This window comes from Ruegeria sp. BC5 (genome assembly GCF_056539205.1).
On sequence record NZ_JBQFUN010000007.1, the window covers coordinates 89,120 to 112,015 of the forward strand.

At 59.4% G+C, this 22,896-nt stretch carries 19 protein-coding genes and 1 tRNA gene; 12 read left to right on the plus strand and 8 right to left on the minus strand.

What is annotated here, in order from left to right:
- Positions 1 to 8: 8 nt before the first annotated feature.
- Positions 9 to 1,166: an acyl-CoA dehydrogenase family protein gene (locus tag ACR0LY_RS15645; protein ID WP_170350851.1), complete on the plus strand. Its 1,158-nt coding sequence runs from the start codon at positions 9 to 11 to the stop codon at positions 1,164 to 1,166.
- 157 nt (positions 1,167 to 1,323) lie between these two features.
- On the opposite strand, the gene ACR0LY_RS15650 is transcribed toward ACR0LY_RS15645, so the two are convergent.
- Positions 1,324 to 2,223 carry a LysR substrate-binding domain-containing protein gene (locus tag ACR0LY_RS15650; protein WP_170350852.1) on the minus strand — a complete coding sequence of 300 codons (900 nt, stop codon included), beginning with the start codon at positions 2,221 to 2,223 and terminating at the stop codon, positions 1,324 to 1,326.
- A gap of 238 nt (positions 2,224 to 2,461) precedes the next feature.
- On the opposite strand from ACR0LY_RS15650, the gene ACR0LY_RS15655 reads away from it, so the two are divergent.
- The 3 genes from ACR0LY_RS15655 to ACR0LY_RS15665 are packed head-to-tail and all read left to right on the plus strand — an operon-like array spanning position 2,462 to position 6,996.
- A complete protein-coding gene (locus ACR0LY_RS15655) occupies positions 2,462 to 4,654 on the plus strand; it encodes a dehydrogenase E1 component subunit alpha/beta (protein ID WP_170350853.1) in 2,193 nt (730 codons plus the stop codon).
- Entirely contained in the window at positions 4,651 to 5,685 is a 1,035-nt protein-coding gene (locus ACR0LY_RS15660) for an ACP S-malonyltransferase (RefSeq protein WP_170350854.1), read from the plus strand. The genes ACR0LY_RS15655 and ACR0LY_RS15660 overlap by 4 nt, the downstream gene beginning before the upstream one ends.
- Before the next feature lie 39 nt (positions 5,686 to 5,724).
- The gene (locus ACR0LY_RS15665; RefSeq protein ID WP_170350855.1) at positions 5,725 to 6,996 is read left to right on the plus strand and encodes an NAD(P)/FAD-dependent oxidoreductase; all 1,272 of its coding nucleotides are present in this window, start codon (positions 5,725 to 5,727) and stop codon (positions 6,994 to 6,996) included.
- A gap of 19 nt (positions 6,997 to 7,015) precedes the next feature.
- On the opposite strand, the gene ACR0LY_RS15670 is transcribed toward ACR0LY_RS15665, so the two are convergent.
- Complete coding sequence (locus ACR0LY_RS15670; protein WP_170350856.1) at positions 7,016 to 7,918, minus strand: LysR family transcriptional regulator; 903 nt, start codon at positions 7,916 to 7,918, stop codon at positions 7,016 to 7,018.
- A gap of 75 nt (positions 7,919 to 7,993) precedes the next feature.
- Between ACR0LY_RS15670 and ACR0LY_RS15675 the strand changes: the two genes are divergently transcribed.
- From ACR0LY_RS15675 to ACR0LY_RS15695, 5 genes are all read left to right on the plus strand, one after another.
- Positions 7,994 to 11,206 (plus strand): 2Fe-2S iron-sulfur cluster-binding protein, encoded by a 3,213-nt coding sequence (locus ACR0LY_RS15675; protein ID WP_170350857.1) that lies wholly within the window; start codon positions 7,994 to 7,996, stop codon positions 11,204 to 11,206.
- A 127-nt stretch (positions 11,207 to 11,333) separates the two neighbouring features.
- Positions 11,334 to 12,200 (plus strand): FAD binding domain-containing protein, encoded by an 867-nt coding sequence (locus ACR0LY_RS15680; RefSeq protein ID WP_170350858.1) that lies wholly within the window; start codon positions 11,334 to 11,336, stop codon positions 12,198 to 12,200.
- Entirely contained in the window at positions 12,197 to 12,676 is a 480-nt protein-coding gene (locus tag ACR0LY_RS15685; protein WP_170350859.1) for a (2Fe-2S)-binding protein, read from the plus strand. The genes ACR0LY_RS15680 and ACR0LY_RS15685 overlap by 4 nt, the downstream gene beginning before the upstream one ends.
- Positions 12,676 to 14,931, plus strand: coding sequence for a xanthine dehydrogenase family protein molybdopterin-binding subunit (locus ACR0LY_RS15690; protein ID WP_170350860.1), 2,256 nt, complete (start codon positions 12,676 to 12,678; stop codon positions 14,929 to 14,931). The genes ACR0LY_RS15685 and ACR0LY_RS15690 overlap by 1 nt, the downstream gene beginning before the upstream one ends.
- Positions 14,924 to 15,169, plus strand: coding sequence for a MoaD/ThiS family protein (locus ACR0LY_RS15695; RefSeq protein ID WP_170350861.1), 246 nt, complete (start codon positions 14,924 to 14,926; stop codon positions 15,167 to 15,169). The genes ACR0LY_RS15690 and ACR0LY_RS15695 overlap by 8 nt, the downstream gene beginning before the upstream one ends.
- Here ACR0LY_RS15695 and ACR0LY_RS15700 read toward each other — a convergent pair.
- Positions 15,166 to 15,873 carry a lysophospholipid acyltransferase family protein gene (locus ACR0LY_RS15700; RefSeq protein WP_170350862.1) on the minus strand — a complete coding sequence of 236 codons (708 nt, stop codon included), beginning with the start codon at positions 15,871 to 15,873 and terminating at the stop codon, positions 15,166 to 15,168. The two genes, ACR0LY_RS15695 and ACR0LY_RS15700, sit on opposite strands and share 4 nt — an antisense overlap.
- Positions 15,874 to 16,016: 143 nt before the next feature.
- Here ACR0LY_RS15700 and ACR0LY_RS15705 point away from each other — a divergent pair.
- A tRNA-Trp gene (locus ACR0LY_RS15705) sits at positions 16,017 to 16,092 on the plus strand.
- 88 nt (positions 16,093 to 16,180) lie between these two features.
- Here the strand turns inward: ACR0LY_RS15705 and ACR0LY_RS15710 are convergent.
- Positions 16,181 to 16,576 (minus strand): hypothetical protein, encoded by a 396-nt coding sequence (locus tag ACR0LY_RS15710; RefSeq protein ID WP_170350863.1) that lies wholly within the window; start codon positions 16,574 to 16,576, stop codon positions 16,181 to 16,183.
- Positions 16,577 to 16,911: 335 nt separating this feature from the next.
- Between ACR0LY_RS15710 and lptF the strand changes: the two genes are divergently transcribed.
- Positions 16,912 to 18,051 carry an LPS export ABC transporter permease LptF gene (gene lptF, locus ACR0LY_RS15715; RefSeq protein WP_170350864.1) on the plus strand — a complete coding sequence of 380 codons (1,140 nt, stop codon included), beginning with the start codon at positions 16,912 to 16,914 and terminating at the stop codon, positions 18,049 to 18,051.
- On the opposite strand, the gene ACR0LY_RS15720 is transcribed toward lptF, so the two are convergent.
- Positions 18,048 to 18,872: a LysR family transcriptional regulator gene (locus ACR0LY_RS15720; protein ID WP_170350865.1), complete on the minus strand. Its 825-nt coding sequence runs from the start codon at positions 18,870 to 18,872 to the stop codon at positions 18,048 to 18,050. The genes lptF and ACR0LY_RS15720 overlap by 4 nt on opposite strands.
- Before the next feature lie 102 nt (positions 18,873 to 18,974).
- Here ACR0LY_RS15720 and ACR0LY_RS15725 point away from each other — a divergent pair, with 102 nt between their 5' ends.
- Positions 18,975 to 19,565 (plus strand): HD domain-containing protein, encoded by a 591-nt coding sequence (locus tag ACR0LY_RS15725; protein WP_170350866.1) that lies wholly within the window; start codon positions 18,975 to 18,977, stop codon positions 19,563 to 19,565.
- Here ACR0LY_RS15725 and speB read toward each other — a convergent pair.
- The 3 genes from speB to ACR0LY_RS15740 all read right to left on the minus strand — a co-directional run bounded on the left by speB (position 19,562) and on the right by ACR0LY_RS15740 (position 22,878).
- Entirely contained in the window at positions 19,562 to 20,404 is an 843-nt protein-coding gene (gene speB / locus ACR0LY_RS15730; RefSeq protein WP_170350867.1) for an agmatinase, read from the minus strand. The genes ACR0LY_RS15725 and speB overlap by 4 nt on opposite strands.
- The gene (gene nspC, locus ACR0LY_RS15735; protein ID WP_170350868.1) at positions 20,401 to 21,570 is read right to left on the minus strand and encodes a carboxynorspermidine decarboxylase; all 1,170 of its coding nucleotides are present in this window, start codon (positions 21,568 to 21,570) and stop codon (positions 20,401 to 20,403) included. Before nspC ends, speB begins: the two co-directional genes overlap by 4 nt.
- A gap of 84 nt (positions 21,571 to 21,654) precedes the next feature.
- Positions 21,655 to 22,878, minus strand: coding sequence for a saccharopine dehydrogenase family protein (locus tag ACR0LY_RS15740; RefSeq protein WP_170350869.1), 1,224 nt, complete (start codon positions 22,876 to 22,878; stop codon positions 21,655 to 21,657).
- Positions 22,879 to 22,896: the final 18 nt, after the last annotated feature.

The following is a 22,896-nucleotide window of genomic DNA, read 5'->3' on the forward strand; positions in this document are numbered from 1 at the left end:
GATACCGCATGCAGCTATTTACCACGACCGCCAGTTGGGTAACCGAAGAACACCGGATGTTTGCCGAAATGGCGGATCGGTTCATGGATGATGAGCTGATCCCCAACATCGAACGCTGGATCGAAAATGGTGTCGTGGATCGCGACATGTGGCGCAAGGCTGGCGACATAGGGCTAATGGCAGGCGCGATCCCCGAAGTTTACGGTGGCGTGGGTGGCGGCATAGGTTTTGACGCGGTTACGATGTACGCGCAGTCCTCGCACGGGGATTCCGGGTGGGGGTATGCGATCCAATCTATCGTTATCCACTATATCAGCGCCTATGGTAGCGAAGATCAAAAGCAAAACTGGTTGCCGAAACTGGCGTCGGGCGAGATGGTCGGCGCGCTTGCCATGACCGAACCCGGGACTGGCTCGGATGTGCAGGCCATTCGCACGACGGCCGACAAGGATGGAAATTCCTACCGTTTGAACGGATCCAAGATATTCATCACCAACGGGCAATCGGCAGACTTGATCCTTGTGGCGTGCAAGACGGACAAGGCGCTGGGCTCAAAAGGGGTTTCACTGATTGGGGTTGAGACCGAGGACGCCGAGGGCTTTCGCAAGGGGCGTAACCTCAAGAAGCTGGGGATGAAGGCCAATGACACGGCTGAGCTGTTCTTTGAAGACGTTAAGGTGCCTATGACCAACCTTCTGGGCGCGGAAGAGGGGCAGGGGTTCTACCAAATGATGAACCAATTGCCCTGGGAACGCCTGACGATTGGCATCGGTGCGCTGGGCGCAATTGATTTCGCCATCGCTGAGACGGTGAAGTACACGCAAGAACGCAAGGCATTTGGTCAACGGGTGATGGATTTCCAGAACACCCGCTTCAAGCTGGCCGAGTGCAAGACCAAGGCTGAGGTTTTGCGCAGCTTCGTCAATGATTGCATCGCGCGGCTTGAAGCTGGCACGCTGGATGCGGCGACCGCTTCGATGGTGAAATACTGGGGGTCGGAAGTTCAAAACGAAATCATGCACGAATGCTTGCAGCTGTTCGGTGGGTATGGGTTCATGATGGAATACCCGATTGCCCGCCTTTACGCGGATGCCCGCGTTCAGATGATCTATGGCGGCACCAATGAGATCATGAAGGAACTCATTGCCCGATCTTTGGATACTTAATCAGACCGGTTACTCCCGCCCGTCATCAATGTTTCTGGCGAAACATCTCCTCCCGTTGGGCCAGGCCGGCGCGGGCTATGCGCGCGCCGGCCTGGCCCCTCCTCCTTCCGCAGGACGCAAGGCCGAAGGCGGCGCAGAGCCGCATTGCACCTCTGGCTTACGTGTTGGGGGCCTGATCAATCTGACCTTGCAGCCACGCTCGGAATGATCTGAGTGGTTCGGATTCCGCCCGCGATTGTGGCCAGACCAGATAGAAATTCCCAAGGCTGACACCCGGACCGTGCCACGCTGGGACAAGCCGCCCCGCTGCCAGATCAGCCTCGATCAAGTAACTTGGAAGCAATGCCACGCCCAGCCCGTGGATAGTGGCCTGTCCCATGGTCGAGAACTGATCGAATAGCATTCCCTGTATCCCAGAAACCTCGCGGCCTTGTGCGGCGAACCATTCCTCCCAGGCTTCGGGGCGTGTTTCCAAATGCAACAGAGGCGCTTTGATCAACCACTCAATGTCATCGCTGTCGTCGGGCAGCATATCGGGTGCGCAAACGGGCACCACATCTTCGCGCATAATGGGCAGGTAATTCACGCCGGCCCAGTCGCGTTGACCAAAGTGGATCGCGGCGTCGAATTGTTCCGTGTCGAAATCAAAGGGCCGCAGCCGCGTATTCAGATTTACCGTGACTTCTGGATGGCGGCGGGCGAAATCCTGCAGGCGTGGCGCCAGCCAGTGCATGCCGAATGCAGGCAGGATCGACAGGTTTAGCGACCCTCCGGTCGGGTTGGCCTTGAGCTTCAGCGACGCCTGCGCCAGTTGGTTCAGCGCTTTGCGGGCGACCTGGACATATTCCTTTGCCGCAGGCGTCAGATGCAACCGCATTTGGCTGCGCTGGATAAGGGCGACGCCAAGCTGTTCCTCCATCGTCTTGAGCTGACGGCTGATTGCGCTTTGCGTCAGTGACAGCTCTTCGGCGGCGGCAGAGGCGCTGCCAAGGCGATCAACGGCCTCAAGCGCCAGCAAAGAGGGGATCGAGGGCAAAAAGCGGCGCGGGGCGATCATATGACAAATCCTCATACCTTTCGAAAGGAATATCACTGGCTTTTGCCGCGCGCCAGCCCGATACAAATGCAGGTATTTCTTCAGGGTATGTGCGTGTAAGCCTGTGCATCGGATCGGAGGTTTATTTCCCGGGTGCTTGCGACTTTCTTTTGCCTCTGCCCTCGAATGCCTGCAAGAAAGGGGGGGTGCTGCTGCGGCAACACTCCGGATTAAGTCACACAGGATCAGGGAACTGGCCATGGATCGCGCTCAGATCGTTCACGAGAATTTCCTGACCCGAGTCGCACAGCGCGATTTACCCGACGGGGCCGCCCCCAGACCGGGTCTGAGCAACCCCGATGCGGTGTCATTGTTTCGGTCGCAAGTCCTCAGCCGTGCGCTGGACCGCACCAGCCGTGCGATGCAAAAGGCGGGGCAGGGCTTCTATACGATAGGCTCTTCGGGGCACGAGGGGATGGCAGCCGTCGCCCACGCGCTGCGCCCGACCGACATTGCCTTTCTGCATTATCGCGATGCGGCGTTTCAGATTGCCCGGGCCGAACAGGTGCCGGGCCAGCAGATCGCCTGGGACATGTTGCTTAGCTTTGCATGTTCCAAGGATGACCCGACCTCGGGCGGGCGACACAAGGTGCTGGGTTCAAATGCGCTGACGATACCGCCGCAGACCTCGACCATTGCCAGCCACCTGCCCAAAGCGGTGGGCGCGGCCTATAGCCTGGGCGCGGCGCGGCGGCATGATCCGGAACACCGCGAGTTGCCCTTGGACGGGATTGCTGTTTGTTCTTTTGGGGATGCTTCGGCCAACCATTCGACCGCGCAGGGGGCGTTCAACACGGCCGGTTGGACCAGCGTGCAATCGACGCCGTTACCGTTGTTGTTCGTGTGCGAGGATAACGGGATCGGAATCTCGGTAAAGACACCGAAGGGCTGGATTCAATCGTCGATGGAGCATCGGCCGGGCGTCAAGTATTTCCAAGCCAATGGGTTAGACATATTCGAGACTTACGCCGTGGCCAAGGAAGCCGCCGATTACGTGCGAACCCGCCGAAAACCCGCCTTTCTGCACCTGAAAACAGTGCGCCTCTACGGTCACGCCGGGGCGGATGTGCCGACCACCTACCTGCCTAAAGCCGAGGTCGAAGCTGATGAGGCCAACGACCCGCTGCTGCATACTGTGCGTTTGTTGGATCAAGCGGGCGCGTTGCAGCCGGATCAGGCGTTGAAGATTTACAATGACACCTGCGCCCGCACGGATCGCATCGCCGCCGAGGCCGCCACCCGCCCTCACTTGTCAGATGCCGCCGAGGTGGTGGCCAGTCTGGTTCCACCGAAACGTATCTGCAAACCCACCAACGGCCCGGATGCCGAGGCGCGCGCCAAAGCCTTTGGCGGCGATTTGCGGGCGATGAATGACCCCCAGCCCATGAGCCGCCTGATCAACTGGGCGCTGACCGATCTGATGCTGGAACACGGTGAAGTCGTCTGTATGGGTGAAGACGTGGGCCGTAAGGGAGGCGTCTATGGTGTGACGCAGAAATTGCAACAACGCTTTGGTCCGGATCGGGTGATCGACACGCTGTTGGACGAGCAATCCATACTTGGGCTGGCGATAGGAATGGGGCACAACGGCTTTATTCCGATCCCCGAAATTCAGTTCCTGGCCTATCTGCACAATGCCGAAGATCAGATCAGGGGCGAGGCCGCGACGCTGCCGTTCTTCTCGAACGGGCAGTTCACGAACCCGATGGTGCTGCGGATTGCGGGGCTGGGGTATCAGAAAGGGTTCGGCGGGCATTTCCACAACGATAACTCCCTGGCGGTGCTGCGCGACATTCCCGGCGTGATCATTGCCTGTCCGTCCTCTGGTGCAGATGCGGCACAGATGCTGCGTGAATGCGTGCGGTTGGCGCGGGAAGAGCAAAGGGTGGTGGTGTTTCTAGAGCCCATCGCGCTCTATCCGATGCGCGATTTGCACGGGGCGCAAGATGGCGGATGGATGACCACCTACCCTTCGCCGGATCAACGTATTTCGTTGGGTGAGGTTGGCGTGCATGGGGATGGCACCGATCTGGCCATCGTGACCTATGGCAACGGGCATTATCTGTCGCAACAGGCGCTGCCCAAGCTGGACGCAGCCGGGATAAAGACGCGCATCATCGACATGCGCTGGCTGGCGCCTTTGCCAGTCGAGGCCCTGCGCGAGGCCACCAAACCCTGCGCACATGTTCTGGTCGTAGATGAATGCCGCCGCACCGGCAGCCAGTCCGAGGCGCTGATGACGTTCTTCGCCGAAGAAAATCCCGCAACGCCAACCGCACGCGTTGTGGCCGAGGATTGCTTTATCGCCACGGGTCCGGCCTATGCCGCACCGCTGCCATCCAAGGGCGGTATCGTTGCCGCCGCGCTGAAACTGGCCGGAGGCCGCCAATGACCCGCACAGCCGTCGTCATCTGCCCCGGTCGGGGCACCTATAACAAGCCCGAGCTGGGTTATCTGCACCGCCATCACGCGCAGCGGATGGACCTGTTCCACAGCTTCGACGCCATCCGTGCCGAGACGGGGCAGGACGCCGTGACCGCCCTGGATGGTGCAGGCCGGTATACGATGTCCAAGTATTCGCGGGGCGATGTGGCCTCGCCCTTGATCTATGCGGCCTCGTTTGCCGATGCGCAGGCTTTGGCGGACGATATCGAGGTTGTCGCAGTCACCGGTAATTCGATGGGCTGGTATATTGCCCTGGCTGCTGGTGGTGCGCTGTCGCCGCAGGATGGTTTTCGGGTGGTGAACACGATGGGCACGCTGATGCAGGAACAGCTAATTGGCGGGCAGCTTGTCTATCCATATGCGGGCGACGATTGGCGGGATGCTCCGGCGCGCAAGGCCGAGTTGCTGGCGGATGTGGCGCGGATCAACGCAACCGACGGGTGTGATTTGGCGCTGTCCATTGATCTGGGTGGGATGTTGGTGCTGGCCGGGAACGAAGCGGGGTTGAACGCGTTCGAAGCTTCTCAGCCTGTTGTACAGGAACGCTTTCCGATGCGGTTGGCGAACCACGCGGCGTTTCATACGTCCTTGCAGACTCCGGTCGCTGCGGAAGGGCGCGCGCGACTGGCACCGGATCTGTTTGCGCAGCCTGATCGCCCCTTGATCGATGGGCGCGGCAAAATCTGGTGGCCGGGCGCGACAGATACGCAGGCGCTGTGGGATTACACTCTGGGCCATCAGGTTACCGAGACCTATGATTTTACCCGCGCCATCCAGACCGCTGCGCGCGAGTTCGCCCCGGACCTGTTCATCGTCACCGGCCCGGGCGCGACCCTGGGGGGTGCCGTGGCGCAGTCACTGGTTCTGGCCGATTGGAAGGGCATGTCGGATAAGGAGGCGTTTCAGGCACAACAACAAGCCGAGCCTTTTCTGATCGCCATGGGCCGCGATGATCAAAGGGCACTTGCAACCGGCTGAATCAGCCCCGATGATCCGCGCAAAATTCTGGAGCCCAGCGTGAGTGACCACGACCAATCCCTGTGGTTGAAAACCTGCCGCGAGCATGTGGAAGACCGCCCCCTAAGCGGTGATCTAACGGTTGATCTGGCCGTAATCGGCGGCGGCTATACTGGCTGTTCCGCAGCATTGACGGCAGCGCAGGCCGGGGCGTCGGTCTGCCTGTTGGAGGCGCAAGGCATTGGCCACGGCGGTTCAGGCCGAAACGTCGGTCTGGCGAATGCGGGGCTGTGGTTGCCGCCCGAGGATATCCGCGCGCATCTGGGCAAGCGGGCCGGGGATCGGTTGATCGATCTTTTGGCCGCGGCACCTGCGGATGTGTTTGACCTGATCGAGCGGCATGGCATCGACTGTGATCCTGTTCGCAATGGGACGTTACACTGCGCGCATTCCGCCTCGGGCCTGCAGGATTTGCAGAGGCGTCACGCCCAGTTGAGCGCCACGGGAGCCCCAGTTAAATTGCTGCCCGCCGATCAGGCCACGCAACGGACTGGCAGCGCGGCATTCCATGGCGCGCTGTTTGATCCGCGTGCGGGGACGATTCACCCATTGGGCTATGTGCGTGGTCTGGCTCGTGCCGCTGCCGAGGCCGGGGCGCGGATTGTCACCCAATGCCCGGTGCAGTCGATGAAGTACGACAATGGTCAATGGGTGCTGAAAACCCCGCATGGCTCGGTGCGGGCGAAATCGGTAATTCAGGCCACCAATGCCTATCATCAGGGTCTTCAAGATACCGCCCCGGACTATGTTCCGGTCTACTACTTCCAGTTCTTTACGGCTCCGCTGTCGGACAATCTGCGGGCCAGTATTCTGCCGGGGGGTGAGGGGTGCTGGGACACCGGGTTGGTCATGACCTCTTTCCGTATGGATGCCGAAGGGCGGCTGATCATCGGGGGCATGGGCGATCTGGGGCAGGCGGGCCGGGCGGTTCACGCGGCATGGTGCAGGCGCAAACTGGCCGAGTTGTTTCCTCAACTTGCAGATCAGCCGTTGACCGAGGGGTGGCATGGGCGCATCGCCATGACCTCGGACCACATCCCCAAGATCACGCAGATCGGTCCCAATGCCCTTTCAGCACACGGATATTCTGGACGGGGCATCGGTCCGGGTACGGTTTTTGGCCGCTTAATGGCAGAAAGCCTGCTGCAGGACGACCCGAGCCTGCTGCCTGTGCCTGCGGTTCCTGAATACCGCGAAAGCTGGACCGCCCTGCGACGTGCTTATTTCGAGACGGGCGCGACGTTGATGCATCTGATCAAGGCACGGTTCTGATCCGCGACCGCCCCGGTGATCAATTCTGCAGCGTCGTGGCAATGGCCTCGATCCGTGCGCGCAACCAGCGATGGGCCGGGTCATTGGCCGAGCGTTGATGCCAGACCATGTAGATCGAGACCGGCTCGCACTCGAACGGCAGTGGCGCGCAGTCCAGTGCCGCCAACGGCCCGTGTTTCATCAGCACAGTGTCCGTCGATATCAGGTCGCTGCCCTTCACAAAGGACGGAATCGCGTGGAAATGCGGCAGGGTGACGGTTGGTGGCCGGATCTGGCTTTGGTCCACACCACGCATCACAGCGCGGGAACTGCGTCCGTCGGTAAATCGCACTTCAATATGCTCAGACTGGCAATAGGCCTGCCAACTGTCTGGCGGATTGCGCTGATCGGCATCGTAGAAAATCATTAGCGGGCTGATCAGTACGCGTTTTTGAAAAATATCCGGCCCATCGGGCGGCAGCGGGGTCAGCATCAACTGACACCGGTCGCTGCGCAGCAGGTCGGGGTCGGGGACGCCGGACGGGATGAACCCCAGCCGCAGGCGCACGCCTTCGGCCCGAAGCGCGTGCAGCAATGGCGGAAAGATCAGGTCGCGCGGCATGTCGTTGGTGGCGATCTGGATGCTGATCTCATCGGCCAGCGGATCAAACGGACGCTCGTCAGTCAGCGCCCGCATGCCGTCCAGCACCTGTTGTACCGGCTCTTTCAGCGATAAGGCGCGCTCGGTCGGGGTCAGGCCCTGACCCGAGCGCACGAACAACGGATCCCCCAGAACCTGCCGCAGTTTGGCCAGCGTGTGGCTGATTGCCGATTGCGTCACACCCAACCGGTCGGCAGCCTTTGAGACCGAGCTTTCCTCGAGGATCGTCAGAAAGGTGCGCAAGACTTTGCCGTCCAGATCGGTGAAATCAGTTTTGCTCATATCATCTATGACTATTCATGAATGGATTTGCTGTCTACGGCGCATTAGGTGACAGTCAGCAACAGGAGGCGCGCAATGGGAATCCGCTTTTTCTCGGATAAGAACAGACCTGTCCATATGGGCCGGTATCCGCTGGAGCGGTTGGAGCGGCAGATCGAGATGCCGGATCTGTCTGTGGTGCCCCCGATGCCAAAGCTGAGATTTCGCCAACCGGACCAGCCCGAAAGCATCGTCAACGCGATGGGTGAGTTTCAGGCGATGATGGACGCCATCCGCGACGGGTTCGTGAATCCGGTGAGATCAGAGATTCCGGCGGACCCGTCCGAGCGCGCCAACCACCTTAAGGCATTTGGCTATTTCAATGATGCCTCGATGATGGGCTGCGGCCCGTTGCCGTCTGAGGCGTTGTTGTCTGAGCCACGTCGCAACCCGGATATCGACCGGTTGTCCCATGCGCTGAAGACGCGACAGACCAAGACGTTGGCTTCGGGAATCGACCTGATCATGGCGGACCTGAAGGAAAGCATGGAGGCCGCGCCCAAACCGATGGAAACGCATCGCCACGCCATCGTTTTTCTGTACGAACACAATCGTGATCCAGACCCGACCGAGCCAGGGGCCGAGTGGATCATCGACGCGCAGGATCATCGCGCCTGTCTGCTGGCGACCGAGAATGCGGTGGTGATTGCCAATTACATCCGCCTGCTGGGCTATGACGCGCGGGCGCATACCGCGATGTCGTCCGAGGTTGATCTGGGCCGGCTGGCAGTAGCGGCGGGTCTAGCCACGGTTGAGGGTGGCGACATAGTGGCCCCGTGGTTGGGCAAACGGTTCGGTCTGGCCGCCGTAACGACCGAGTTAGAGATCACGCATGACCAGCCTCTGATGCCCATGGCGCAACAGCCGTGGTTTCACACACAGGGTCCGGCCTGGTGGTTGGGCACCGGGTTTGCCAAGAACGCCTTGAACCGCGACGTTTACGCCAAACGGCGCTATGTGGACGGCGCACATCCGTTCGAAAAGCTTAAACGCGTTGAGAGCCCTACCACTTATATCGACGAAGAAAATGTCGCCCGCGTCCCCAAGCGTGCTGACATGTTCGCCCGTGCGTTGTTTGGCGATATGGGCAAACCGCTGCAGGACGCGGCAAAGGGTGGGCATTATGTCCGCAAATCTGCCCCCAGCTTTGCGCAGCGCCGGGCGCTTGGGGCCTTCGTGCTTTTGCAGGATGGTGAAAGTGCTGAGGTGTCGCAGCCTACCGATGCCGCGCGCAATGCCGCGAATATTAAGGCCGCAAGCTATTTTCTAAGTGCCGATGCCGTTGGCCTCAGCCGGTGCCCTGAATGGAGCTGGTATTCCCACGACGCTGCTGGAGAGGAAATCAACCCCCCGCATGATCAGGCGATCAGTATGATCATCGACCAGGGGCGTGAAACCATGGAAGGGTCCAGTGGTGACGACTGGATCGCGGTCAGCCAGTCCATGCGGGCTTACTTGCGGTTTTCCCTTCTTGGCGGCGTGATTGCGCAGCAAATCCGTAACCTCGGATACAAGGCCAAGGCGCATACCGTCATGGACGGCGAAGTGCTGCAACCGCCGCTGTTGCTTCTGTCTGGTCTGGGTGAGGTCAGTCGGATCGGAGAGGTGATCCTGAACCCCTATCTGGGTCCGCGCCTGAAGTCCGGTGTGGTGACAACGGATATGCCGATTAGCCACGACAAGCCCATCGATTTCGGTCTGCAGAGCTTTTGCGAGGCATGCAACAAATGCGCGCGTGAATGTCCTTCGGGGGCGATCACGGCCGGGCCGAAGCTGATGTTCAACGGCTATGAAATCTGGAAATCCGACAGCCAGAAATGTGCCACGTACCGGATCGGCACGTCCGGTGGGGCCATGTGCGGACGGTGCATGAAAACCTGTCCATGGAACCTTGAGGGTATTTTCCAGGAGCGCCCCTTTCGCTGGGCCGCGATCAACCTGCCTCAGGCCGCAGCTGTTTTGGCAAAGCTGGATGATGCGGTCGGAAATGGCGGTTTGAACGACGTCAAGAAGTGGTGGTGGAATATCGAACTGCAGACTGATGGTGCCTATCGCCCCACCGCTCACCCGCTGAACCGGCGTGGTCTGCAAACAGACCTTGACTTGAAATACGAAGATCAGACGTTGGCCGTCTACCCCGCCTATCTGGCGCCGCACCCGTGGCCCTATCCCTTTGCTATGGATCGCGAAGCCGGGATTGCCGCCTATCAGGCGATGGTCACGGCTGAGGAATACAAGGCCCGCAAAGCGGCCGGTGATATGTCGGTAATCCACCGCTACACTATTGCGGGCGACGCGCCAGTGATGCGGGTTGAGCTGACCAAAGTCGACAAGATGACGGCGGATGTGACCAAGTACGAATTTGCGGCCATCGACGGCGCGCCCTTGCCCGACTGGACCGCAGGGGCGCATTTGGACGTGCTGGTCGCGCCGGAATTCCTGCGGCAGTATTCTATGTCTGGCGATCCGTCTGACCGGTCCTCCTATCAAATCGGAGTGCTGCGCGAGGATGACGGGCGCGGCGGCTCAGCCCTTTTGCACCGCATCTTTAACGAAGGGCGCAAGGTGTTCATCTCAAAACCGATCAACCATTTCGAATTGGATGAGACGGCCACCAAGACCTTTTTGATGGGCGGCGGGATTGGCATTACCCCCATGATCGCCTTTGCCCACCGCCTGCACGCGCTGGGCAAGCCGTTCGCGCTGCATTATTCAGCCAGAACCCGCGCCAGTGCGGGGTTTCTGGACGATTTGGCGGCGATGCCCTGGGCGGAACATGTACATTTTCATTTCTCGGACGAAGGCACCCGCGCCGATCTGGATGCGGTTCTGTCAGGCTACCAACCGGGTTGGCACGTTTATACCTGTGGGCCGGACCGCTACATGGACAGTGTGATACAAGCGGCCGAGGCGCAGGGCTTCCCTGAGGACGCGCGGCATCTGGAGTATTTCTCGGTCCCTGAACAGCCTGAATATGAAAACCATCCGTTCACCTTACGGCTGGCAAAATCGGGTCGGGAATTGATCGTACCTGTGGAAAAGGACGCCGCACAGGTGTTGACCGAGGCGGGGATTCACGTGGACGTCAAATGCTCAGACGGCATATGTGGGGTCTGCAAATGCGGTGTGATTTCGGGAGACATTGAACATCGCGATTTCGTTCTGTCGAACCAGCAACGCGCGGATGCGATGATCCTGTGCCAAAGTCGCGCGGCGCAGCCAGACGGTGTGATCGAGATCGACCTCTGACCTCAGGTCTGGAAACGACATCGGGTAACATGAAATTTGGTCGCTCCTGCCATGGACGCGGCCATGCTGCTGCACTAACGTCCCCTCTGAACCCAGTGAATCCTGATCAACAGGTGCGAGGTATTTCATGGATTATCACAGCCCCGCCAGCTTTGCCGAAGCTTCGGCACTGGCCGCAAACGCGACGGGCATCACACGGTTTCTGGCAGGTGGCACCGATGTTCTGGTGCAACTGCGATCAGAACTTGTGACGCCCGATACGCTGATCGACATAAAGAAGATCGACGGCGTGCGCGATATCAACAGCAACGCCGACGGCAGTTGGACGCTGGGCGTCGCTGCCACTGGCGCCGAGATGAGCGAACATCTGGAACTGGGTCGCGACTGGCCCGGCGTGGTCGAGGCGATGGATCTGATCGGCTCGACCCAGGTTCAGGGGCGCGCGACGCTGACCGGCAACCTGTGCAACGGCTCTCCGGCGGCGGATTCGGTGCCTGCCATGGTTGCGGCGGGTGTCACGGTCACGGTGACCGGCCCGGATGGCGACCGTGAGGTAGCGGTCGAAGACATCCCAACCGGACCCGGTAGAACGTCGCTGGGCAAGGGCGAGTTGATCTCGGCCGTCCACATCCCCGCACGGGGCGACAATGGCGGCGACGCATACCTGCGCTTTATCCCGCGCACTGAGATGGACATTGCCGTGGTTGGCGTTGGCGTCAGCCTGCGTCTGGACGGGGACACCGTCACCGAGGCGCGCGTATCATTGGGCGCTGTCGCGCCGACCGTGCTGCTGGTTGAGGACTGTGCCAAGGCCATCATCGGCAGCGCGCTGGACGACGCTTCATTGGACGCACTGGCCGCTGCGGCATCCGCCGCCTGCAACCCGATTGACGACAAACGCGGCACTATCGAATTCCGTACCGAGGTCGTCGGCGTTCTGGCCAAGCGCGCCGCGAAAATCGCCTATGCCCGCGCCAAGGGAGAGGAAGCATGAGCAAGTTCCACGTATCCACCACCGTGAATGGTGACGCGGTCGATTACCTTTGCGATCCGCGCGAAACCCTGCTGGATTGTCTGCGCGACAAGCTGAACCTGACTGGTGCGAAAGAAGGCTGTGGTACGGGCGATTGCGGCGCATGCTCGGTCACGGTTGATGGCCGTTTGGTCTGTTCCTGTCTGATGTTAGGGGTCGAGGCCGATGGCAAGCAGATCGAAACCGTCGAAGGCATCGCGGAAGGTGACGTTCTGCATCCGCTGCAGAAGAAATTCATCGAACATGCCGCCCTGCAATGTGGTATCTGCACGCCGGGCATTTTGGTCGCGGCCAAATCGCTGCTGGAGAAGAACCCCAACCCGACCGAGGAAGAGGCCCGGTACTGGCTGGCAGGCAACCTGTGCCGCTGCACTGGGTATGACAAGATCATTCGCGCCGTGATGGAAACGGCCGAAGAACTGCGGGAGGCTTCATAATGGCACTCGACGATCGTAAAACGCAATTCACCTTCGTCGGCACGCGCCCGGATCGGCCCGATGGCCTGGACAAGGTCACTGGTCGCGCCAAGTTCGGGGCGGATGTTTCTGCGCCAGGCATGCTGCACGGCGCGATCCTGCGTTCGCCCCACGCCCACGCACGGATTGTGAAGATCGACACCTCGCAGGCCGAAGCGCACAAGGATGTCAAAGCCGTCGTCACCCGCGCGGATTTTGCCGAAGTGCCGTTCAAACCCGGCCTTGAGGGTGAATTCTGGAATGTTCTGGAAAACGTCATGGCGGGTGAAAAGGCGCTCTATGACGGGCACGCAGTTGCGGCTGTGGCGGCGACCTCGGCTTTGGCGGCGCGCGATGCGCTCAAGCTGATCGAGGTTGAATACGAGGTGCTGCCGCACGTCACCGACGTAGACAAAGCGATGGAGCCGGATGCGCCGGTCTTACGCGAGGGTGCTGCGGATTATTCCGTACCCGAGGGGATGCACCCAAACGTCGTGCGGTACCACGAAAGCGGGCACGGCGATGTAGAAGCTGGCTTTGCCGAAGCTGACTTGATCATCGAAGACAGCTTTGTCACCGAGGCGACCCATCAGGGGTACATCGAGCCGCATGCCTGTTTGGGCATGTTGGGCAACGACGGCAAGGGTGAGCTGTGGTGTACCACTCAAGGCCACTGGATCGCGCAAAAGACCTGCGCGGCGCTATTGGGTATCGAAACCTCGCAACTGCGCGTGACTGCGTCCGAGATTGGTGGTGGTTTTGGCGGTAAAACCACAGTCTTCATCGAACCTGTCGCGCTGGCACTGAGCCGCAAGGCGAACCGCCCGGTTAAGCTGGTGATGACCCGGTCCGAGGTGTTCCGGGCCACTGGCCCGACATCCTCGGCGTCGATGGATATCAAGATCGGGATGAAGAAGGATGGCACCATCTCGGCAGCCCAAGGCGTGTTCCGCCTGCAGGGCGGGGCGTTTCCGGGCGCCCCGGGTGACATGACCGCCATGTGTGCCTTTGCACCCTATAACCTGACCAATGTCAGCCAGATTGGGTATGACGTGATGGCCAACCGCCCGAAACAGGCCGCTTACCGCGCGCCGGGTGCGCCGATGGGGGCTTTTGCGGTTGAATCGGTGATTGACGAGCTGTGTAAGAAGCTGGGCCTCGATCCGATCGAAGTTCGTCTAAAAAACGCCGCCCATGAAGGCACCAAAGCCAGCTATGGCCCGACGTATGAGCGGATCGGTTTGGTGGAAACGCTTGAGGCCGCGAAGGCCCACCCGCATTACTCAGCCCCGCTGAAGCCGGGGCAGGGTCGTGGGATTTCCTGCGGGTTCTGGTTCAACCACGGGGGTGAAACGTCGGTTTCGCTGGCGCTGTCCGAGGATGGCTCGGCACAGTTGATGGTGGGCACGCCCGATATCGGCGGCTCACGCGCGTCAATGGCGCTGATGGCGGCCGAGGTTCTGGGCATTCCGTATGAGAACATCCGTGTGACCGTCGCCGATACTGCGACGCTGGGGTATAACGACGTTTCGCATGGTTCGCGCGTGACCTATGCAAGCGGCTTGGCAACCATCAAGGCAGCAAAACACGCGGTTGAAAAGCTGTGCGAACGAGCTGCCGCCAGCTGGGGAATTCCGGCGGATGCGGTGAAATGGGAAAACGGCTGCGCTGTACCTTCGGGTCCAAACGCGGGTGATTTCGACCCGCGCCCACTGGCCGATATCACCGCCCACATGGGTCAAACCGGCGGGCCTATCTCGGGCCATTTCGAGGCCACGCCAGAAGGCGCAGGCGTATCCTTTGGCACCCATATCGTTGATGCTGAGGTCGATCCGGAAACAGGCAAGACTGCGATTACCCGCTATACGGTCATTCAGGACGCGGGTAAGGCGATCCATCCTACCTATGTGGAAGGCCAGTATCAGGGCGGTGCCGCGCAAGGCATCGGCTGGGCACTGAACGAGGAATATATCTATGGCGAGGATGGCCGCCTGCAGAACTCGATCTTCCTGGATTACCGTATTCCTGTCGCCAGTGACTTGCCGATGATCGACACGGTGATTGTCGAAGTGCCCAACCCTGGCCATCCGTTTGGCGTGCGTGGTGTGGGTGAGACGGGCATCGTGCCACCTTTGGCCGCCATCGCAAATGCGGTGTCGCATGCGGCGGGCGTTCGGATGAAGCAACTGCCGATGTCACCGCCCCGCATTCTGGCGGCGCTAAAGGACAATGGTTGAGGTTCACCTCTGGTCCAGCCTCCGGTCACTGACCGGGGGCCAGCAGGTGGTGGAGGTTGAGGCCAAGACCACAGGCGAGTTGCTGCGAGAATTGGTGAAGATCCATCCGCAATTGCAGGCCCCGATTGATGCGGGGGTGTCCATCGCCATCGACGGGCGGGTTATCGCCAGCGGGTTAACCGAACCGATCCCCGAAGGCAGCGAAATCTATCTGATGCAACGGCTGAGGGGCGGCTAACCCTTAGGCGACCACGGTTCGCGCCCGACCATGCGGTCGGCTTCGGCGGTGATGTCGTTCATGTGCTGCTCAAGGCTTTGGCGCAGGGTTTCGATCTGTTCTTCGGACGCTTTCCGCGGCACGGTTTCAGTCCATTCCCGGCACAGAAAGACACCCTTATTCCGCCAGGGGCGCGGCATCAAAAGGCGATCCCATGTCCCCGCCTCGCGGCCATGTTCTGCCGAAAAGGTGATGCCGAACACCCGCTTGCCCGAGGTGCGCGCCCAGACCAGAGGCACAGTGGACAGTACCCGTTCGGGACCGCGCGGACCGTCCGCGGCGATGCCTATGGAAATGCCCTGCTTAATCTTGCCGATCACTTGGCGCGATATCGCAATGTTATTTGCGTTTTTGCTGGTCATGGCGATGGTATCCATGCCGAACAGTTTCTGCACTCGGCCCACCATACTACCCGCTCTTGCGGATGAGGTGATCGAACAGATCGGCCCTTTTTCCAAAGGAAAGAAATAAGGGGATTGCGCCAGCCTTTGGTGCCACAGCACCACGATCACCGGCTCACCCTGTTCGACCAGATGGTCCAGTTCGTCGTACCCGATGCGTTGCCATTTGGTGTTGCGATTGACCATCCGGATATAGCTTGCGATGCGGCGCGCAGCCCAGTTCAGAACGGCTTCGCTGTCGGCGATCTTTTTGCGGATACTCACGGATGGGGTCCCTCGTACTGACCAAACCGTGTCTTATAGAACTCAACGCTGCACGCAACTTGTTTGTCGAATGCAATTGTCGCGCGGAATCTGAAAAAGCCTCTTGAGTCCGTCGCGCGGCTGGCATATCTGAGGCCCACCTTAGGGGTATAGCTCAGTTGGTAGAGCGACGGTCTCCAAAACCGTAGGTCGCGGGTTCGAACCCTGCTGCCCCTGCCATTCCACTCAAATCGCTGTTTCAATGGATGCGCAAAAGTCGTGCGACCTGCATATGGGCTGTTGTGAGAAGTGACAGCCTGCAGAAGTTTTACGCGCACTCTTGCACGCCGATGCTTATCAGATATTCACCGGACACATACAGAAACTCATCCGGGCCCACAAACCTTGCCTTGGACATGAACCAGTTTCTTATCGGTCGCGGGTAGTACGTGGCAAGCGAAGTGCTTTTCTGGTCGAATTCCTTTTCGGTCATCTTTGTCCGGTTTACACGGTACGGGCCGTGAAACCCGAAAAGCGTTTCGGAGGATACACACACATCGTCTGCCCCCAACAGCATGGTGCAGCTGGAGTTACAGTAATCCCCGACAATGTGTATGCGCGCGTTGGTCCTATTGGCGATTTCGATCTGAACCTTGCGGTCCAGAATCCGCCCGCCTGGATCATTGCCAACCTGTATTTCTTTCGATGCCAATGGCGTGCTCATAGTCAAGAGCACTGCCAACGCTGCGGTTAGACCTCTCATCTGCTCGTCTGCTCAAGGATGTTTTTTTGTTTTGTTTTCGTTTAGCAGGAATTCGAAGAGGTAGATACACAACGCCGAGATACAGCGGGATGGGCGGGTAAGGAGGACACACCTTGATCCGAATATAATAGTTTACAGAGGCATAGTCCGCTTGAATCGGCCACGCCACAGTCTTGGGTTCAGCAAGCCAGGCCATTGCCGCGCTTTTCGTGGTGGTGACAATTGGCCAATCCCGGTTTCCTACAGCGACGGAATGACATAATGTCCGACCACCACGAACACACGTAAGAGGACCCATGTCGCGCTTTGATGGATATTTCCTGCGGCAATTGCTGATTCTGTTCGGCTTTTTCACCTTGGTTCTGGTCGGTGTGTTCTGGATCACCCGATCGGTTAGCCTGTTTGACCGAGTCATCAGCGGTGGCCAATCGGCCATGGTGTTTCTGGAATTCTCGGCGCTGACATTGCCAACGCTGATCCGCACGGTGATGCCGATGGCGGTGTTTGCCGCCGCTGTTTATGCCACCAACCGGCTGAGCCGCGAAAGCGAGATGACGGTGATGCTGGCCACCGGTTCCAGCCCATGGCGGCTGGCCCGTGCGGTATTCCTGTTTGGGTTGGTGACCGGGCTGATGATGGCAGTCATCAGCGTCTTTTTGCGCCCCGCATCGGTCGAACAGCTTGAACAGCGCCAGGCCGAAGTAGCAGGGGACGTCACCGCGCAATTGCTGAACGAGGGCGAATTCCTGCATCCCGCCTTTGGCGTTACTGTCTATATCGGCAAGATTGACCTGGACGGCACGCTGTCTGAGGTCTTCGTATCAGATCGGCGAGATGCGCTGAACCCGGTCAGCTATTCCTCAAAAACGGCCTATTTGGTCAACAATGAATCTGGGATCCACTTGGTGATGTTGGACGGGATCGCGTTGCGTTTGGATCAGGAGGGCAGAACCTTGTCCTCGACGCTGTTCGAGGACGCCTCATATGACATTTCCGCACTGACGAATTCGAATGTCATGGCCGAGCGCAGTCTCGAAGCCATCCCCACCATTGAACTTTTGCGAGACCGCGCTGCCATCAGTACGGCCGAAGGCTTTCCCGTCGGGGAATTGGTTGACGAATTGCATCAGCGGTTTTCGTGGGTTGCCATTTGTATCGCCGTGGCAATGGCCGGGTATGCCACGTTGATGTTGGGTAGCTTTTCGCGATTTGGTCTGTGGCCGCAGATCCTGGGGGCGTTTTCGATTCTGGTCGTGCTGGAAGGCGTGCGGGGCTTTGTTTCACCCGTTGTAATCGAAGAACCGAAATTGTGGATACTGTTGTATCTGCCGGCGGTCATCGGCATCGCGGTCGCCTGTCTGTTTTTGCTGGTTGCCGGGCGGCCGTTGCTGCGCAGGCGCCACAGAGATGCCTCGAGCGCGATCTCTCAGGCCTAGGCTGCGCGCAGCTCGGTCAGGCAGGTCAGGACATCGTCGCTGGTTGTGCTGTCACGGCGGGTCACCAGATGCAGCGGCAGCAGCAGGTCAATGGCCCCGGCCACAGGGGTCAGTTGACCCGCGGACAGATGATCTCGGATGACGTATTCCGGGAAATACCCGGTTCCGCCCCGCCGCAGGACATAGCGCAGGGCCATCAGGCAATTGCCCAGAAACACCGTTTGCCCCGTGGCCTGCCGCGCAGCCGAACGGACGTGGTCCTGATAGACCTCGCCCAGTTCCAGATTGACGAAAACTGGATTGTCCGTTTCCGGAGTTTTGACAAGCAACAGGCGTTCGGGGTTTAACTCGTGCGATTGCACGCGCGGATCGTTGGGTGTTTCGTGGGTCAATGCGGCGTCCAGAACATGGGTGGCGACCGCGTCGACCATGCTCAGATCGTGGTCATAGTTCAACGTCAGCAAAAGTTGCCCGAGGCGCTGTTCGAACTGAACGGCCAGATCGACAAGCAGCGGGTCCCAGATGCTCAGTTGCGCACCAAGACGCAGCGCGATCCGGTTCTGCGTTTGGGCTGGCAGCTCGCGCGATGCAAATGACCAAAGCGACAGCATCTGTTCGGCATATGGTCGGAACTGTTGCCCGAATTCAGTCAGGCTGGTGCCGCCTGCACCGCGGGTGAACAACGCCTTGCCGGTTTCTTCTTCGATCAGCCGGATACGGGCGCTGACAGCGGTTTGTGTCACGTTCAGTTTACGCGCGGCGGCATGGAAGCCCCCGGTCTCGGCCACGCATAGAAAGGTCTCGATTGCTTTGAATTGCATGGCGATACTATTTTTTCATCGGATTGATAAAATCAATTCATTTTTTTGAGTAGGAGGGATGCGTTACTCTGAATTCCAACAGATCAGCCAAAGGACCGCGCCATGCTGGACAAAAGCCACAAACCCACCTGGACCAGTTTCGAAGAGGCCACCAAGGCCGACTGGGACGCCGTCATGGAGTATGAAGAGGCATACAATGCCGCTTTGCCTGACCGGATTCTGGACGCGATCCGGTCGCTGGACGAAGACTGGACGCCCTATCCCGTGAACCGCTATCAGCACAGCCTGCAGGCCGCGACGCGCGCTTTTGAAGACGGCGCGGACGAGGAAATCGTGGTCGCAGCACTGATCCACGACACCGGCGATATTCTGTCACCCTATAACCATGGTGAGCTGTCAGCGGCGATGATGAAGCCCTATGTCAGTGAGAAAACTTATTGGATTCTCAAACATCACTGTGTGTTTCAGGGGTATTATTACAACCATCATCTAGGAGGCGACCGCAACGCCCGCGACAAGTATCGCGACAGCCCTTATTGGGAGGACTGCCGCTATTTCTGCCATGAATACGACCAAAAGGCGTTCGACCCGGATTACCCGACCAAACCGCTGGAGTTCTTCGAACCCATGTTGCGTCGTGTCCTGAACAAGGGTGAGGGGCACATGGAGTTGAACGAGACCGCCGAGGGTTAACAGGCAGCCATCAGGCGATAGACGATCTGCGCTGCGGTAAAGTCCCAGGCGGCATTGCCATTGGGGGCCAGTTCGACCACGTCGAAGCCCACGCATTTGCGGCCTTTCATGGTATGTTCGACCAACCGCAGCGCTTGATAGTAGCCCAGCCCGCCGGGCACCGGTGTCCCGGTGGCGGGCATGATGGCGGGATCCAGCCCGTCCACGTCAAAACTGACGTAGACCAGCTCAGGAAAACCCTCGGGCAGGTCGACGGCGTGGATATTACCGGTGACCAATTCCTCAGCATCCACGTGGAAAACGTGATTTTTCAGGCGGCTTTGCACTTCTTCGGTCGAAAGGGCGCGCACGCCAAACTGGGCCAATCGGATACCTTCTTCAGCGAGCAGATGCATGACCGATGCGTGGGAGTGTTTTTCCCCCTGATAGGCATTGCGCAGGTCGGCATGGGCATCGATCTGGACAATGCCTATGGGTTGACCCAAGGCGCGAGCCACACCCATCACAGCGCCGTAACTCAGCGAATGTTCGCCCCCCAAAGTGACCGGCACCTTGCCCGCGCGGATGGCGGCCTCGGTGCGCTGGGCAAGGCGCTCCATGATCTCGGACAGGGACGCATCGCAATCTACGGGCTCTTCGGTGAAAATCCCCTCGACGCAGGGCTCGGCGTGGCCGGTGGTACGTTCCAGCTCATTGCTGGCCTCAATGATGGCCTCGGGGCCTTTGGCCGTTCCCGAACCGTAAGATACCGTGCGCTCCAGCGGTACCGGGATCACGCGGAACCGGGCATCTTCGGTGCGCTCAGTTGCGGTCAGTTCACTGTCGAGGAAAATGCTCATGAGAGTCGGTCCTTAAAGTCGTCATAGCCGAACTGTTTGATGATCTTCAACTCGCCCGTTTCGCTGTTCCACAGGGCGATGGTGGGCAGGGGTACGCCATTGAACGTGTTGGTTTTCACCATTGAGTAATGCGCCTGATCAAGGAAGGCAAAACGCTGGCCGATCTCCAGCGGTTTGTCCCATGTGTAGTCTCCGATCACGTCACCGGCCAAACAGGACGGGCCGCCCAGACGGTAGGTGTGACCTGCCTCGGCCTCGTCCATCAGCGCGGGGCGATAAGGGGCTTCGATCACGTCAGGCATGTGACAGGTGGCCGAGATATCGGTGATGGCAAGGTTCATTCCGTTGGTGGGCAGGTCGAGGATTTCGCCGACCAGAATACCTGCATCCAGAGCGACAGCCTCGCCGGGTTCAAGGTAAACGTCGATGCCATAGGTTTCGCGGATGCTCTTGATGAAGCCCACCAGTCCCTCACGGTCATAGTCGTCGCGCGTTATGTGGTGGCCACCACCAAAGTTCAGCCATTTGAGTTGATTGATATAGGGCGCAATTTTTGGTTCTACGGCGGCCCATGTCCGCTGCAAGGGATCGAACCCCTGTTCGCAGAGTGTGTGCATATGTAGGCCATCGATGCCGTTCATGGTCTCGGCGGTCAACTGGCTAATCGGGGTACCCAGACGTGAACAGGGCGCGCAGGGGTCGTATTTGGCAATCTCGCCTTCGGAATGCTCGGGGTTGATGCGCAACCCAACCTGCACGTTTGCGGCCTGTGCTTTGGCCAAAAACCGGTCCTTTTGTGCCGGGCTGTTAAAGATGATGTGGTCGGACAGCGACAGGATTTCGTCCATGTCGGCATCTTTGTACCCGGCGCAGAAAGTGGCGACTTCGCCGCCATATTCTTCGCGGCCTAACCGGGCCTCGTAAATGCCGCTGGCGCAGGTGCCACCGAGGTGCTGGCGCACCAGTGGGGCCAACGAGAACATGGAAAACGCTTTGAGCGCCGAAAGGACATGCGCGCCGGACAGGGTGCCGATAACGGAGAGGATGGTCAGGTTTCGCTCGACCGCTTTTTCATCGACCACAAAGCAGGGGGTTGGCACACGGTTCAGGTCGAAATTGCGGAAGGCTCCGGCGTCGCCAGCCTGTGTGGTCATCATGTCGGACATGTCCGGCGTTTCCTTGTGGTGGAGAGGCCGGGGGTTCCGCCCCCGGACCCCCGGAGTATTTGGCAAAAGATGAAATGAGTGGACTTAGAACTCGACCGGGCCGTCGAGTTCGTGGACTTGCCAAGGCAGGCCATGCTCATTCAGCATGTCCATGAAGTTGTCGGGGTCAAGCTGTTCCATGTTCCACACGCCGGGCTCGGACCAGTTGCCTTTGATCACCTGCGCCGCGCCGATCATGGCAGGGACGCCGGTGGTGTAGCTGACAGCCTGGCTGCCGACCTCAGCATAGCATTCCTCGTGATCGCAGATGTTGTAGATGTAATAGGTCTTCTCACCCGAGCCGTCCTTGGCCTGACCGGTAGCGATGTCGCCGATGCAGGCCTTGCCTTTGGTTTCGGCACCCAGATCGCCGGGATCGGGCAGCAGAGTTTTCAGGAATTGGATCGGGATGATTTCCTTGCCGTCATGCATGACCGGATCGATGCGTGTCATGCCGACGTTCTGCAGTACGGTCGCGTGTTTGATATAGGCGTCGCCAAACGTCATCCAGAATCGGGCGCGCTCGATCTCGGGGAAATGGGTTGAGAGCGATTCCAGTTCCTCATGGTACATCTGGTACATGTTTTTCCGCCCGATGGCAGGAAAGTCGTATTCGACTTTGTTGGTCAGCGCCGGGCTATGGTGCCATTCGCCGTTTTCCCAATGGCGCACTTCGGCCAGCACTTCACGCAGGTTGATCTCGGGGTTGAAGTTGGTGGCGAACTCCTGATCGTTCGAGCCGCCATTGGCATCCAGAACGTCGATCTGGCGGATGGTGTCCAGCTTGTGTTTCTTAAGCCATTTGGCAAAGACGCTGGTCACGCCCGGATCGAAGCCCGATCCAAGAATGGCGGTCAGCCCAGCCTCTTTGAACCGCTCCTGATAGGCCCATTGCCAGTGGTATTCGAACTTGGCCTCATCCTCGGGCTCATAGTTCGCTGTGTCGAGGTAGTGGATCCCGGCCTCAAGGCAGGCGTCCATCAGCACCAGATCCTGATAGGGCAGGGCGAGGTTCACGAGTAGTTCGGCCCCGGTTTCCTTGATCAGCTTGACGGTGTCTTCGACTTTGTAGGCATCCAACTCGGCCGTGGCGATATCAACACCCACGCGGTCTTTCACCGCTTTGGCGATGGCGTCGCATTTCGATTTGGTCCGGCTGGCCAGAGTGATTTCGGTGAAGATGTCCGAATTCATTGCCATCTTGTGCACGGCGGCGTGGGATACGCCGCCCGCGCCGACAACCAGTGTTTTGCCACTCAAAGTTCCCATGGGGGTAATCTCCTCTCT

Coding starts and splice junctions, on each gene's coding strand:
- ACR0LY_RS15650 (WP_170350852.1), bottom strand. CDS start 2,223: ATGATCGCCCCGCGCCGCTTTTTGCCCTCGATCCCCTCTTTGCTGGCG.
- ACR0LY_RS15675 (WP_170350857.1), top strand. CDS start 7,994: ATGGGAATCCGCTTTTTCTCGGATAAGAACAGACCTGTCCATATGGGC.
- ACR0LY_RS15690 (WP_170350860.1), top strand. CDS start 12,676: ATGGCACTCGACGATCGTAAAACGCAATTCACCTTCGTCGGCACGCGC.
- ACR0LY_RS15660 (WP_170350854.1), top strand. CDS start 4,651: ATGACCCGCACAGCCGTCGTCATCTGCCCCGGTCGGGGCACCTATAAC.
- ACR0LY_RS15680 (WP_170350858.1), top strand. CDS start 11,334: ATGGATTATCACAGCCCCGCCAGCTTTGCCGAAGCTTCGGCACTGGCC.
- ACR0LY_RS15645 (WP_170350851.1), top strand. CDS start 9: ATGCAGCTATTTACCACGACCGCCAGTTGGGTAACCGAAGAACACCGG.
- ACR0LY_RS15740 (WP_170350869.1), bottom strand. CDS start 22,878: ATGGGAACTTTGAGTGGCAAAACACTGGTTGTCGGCGCGGGCGGCGTA.
- ACR0LY_RS15685 (WP_170350859.1), top strand. CDS start 12,197: ATGAGCAAGTTCCACGTATCCACCACCGTGAATGGTGACGCGGTCGAT.
- ACR0LY_RS15670 (WP_170350856.1), bottom strand. CDS start 7,918: ATGAGCAAAACTGATTTCACCGATCTGGACGGCAAAGTCTTGCGCACC.
- ACR0LY_RS15695 (WP_170350861.1), top strand. CDS start 14,924: ATGGTTGAGGTTCACCTCTGGTCCAGCCTCCGGTCACTGACCGGGGGC.
- ACR0LY_RS15655 (WP_170350853.1), top strand. CDS start 2,462: ATGGATCGCGCTCAGATCGTTCACGAGAATTTCCTGACCCGAGTCGCA.
- ACR0LY_RS15710 (WP_170350863.1), bottom strand. CDS start 16,576: ATGAGCACGCCATTGGCATCGAAAGAAATACAGGTTGGCAATGATCCA.
- ACR0LY_RS15720 (WP_170350865.1), bottom strand. CDS start 18,872: ATGCAATTCAAAGCAATCGAGACCTTTCTATGCGTGGCCGAGACCGGG.
- lptF (WP_170350864.1), top strand. CDS start 16,912: ATGTCGCGCTTTGATGGATATTTCCTGCGGCAATTGCTGATTCTGTTC.
- ACR0LY_RS15725 (WP_170350866.1), top strand. CDS start 18,975: ATGCTGGACAAAAGCCACAAACCCACCTGGACCAGTTTCGAAGAGGCC.
- speB (WP_170350867.1), bottom strand. CDS start 20,404: ATGAGCATTTTCCTCGACAGTGAACTGACCGCAACTGAGCGCACCGAA.
- nspC (WP_170350868.1), bottom strand. CDS start 21,570: ATGTCCGACATGATGACCACACAGGCTGGCGACGCCGGAGCCTTCCGC.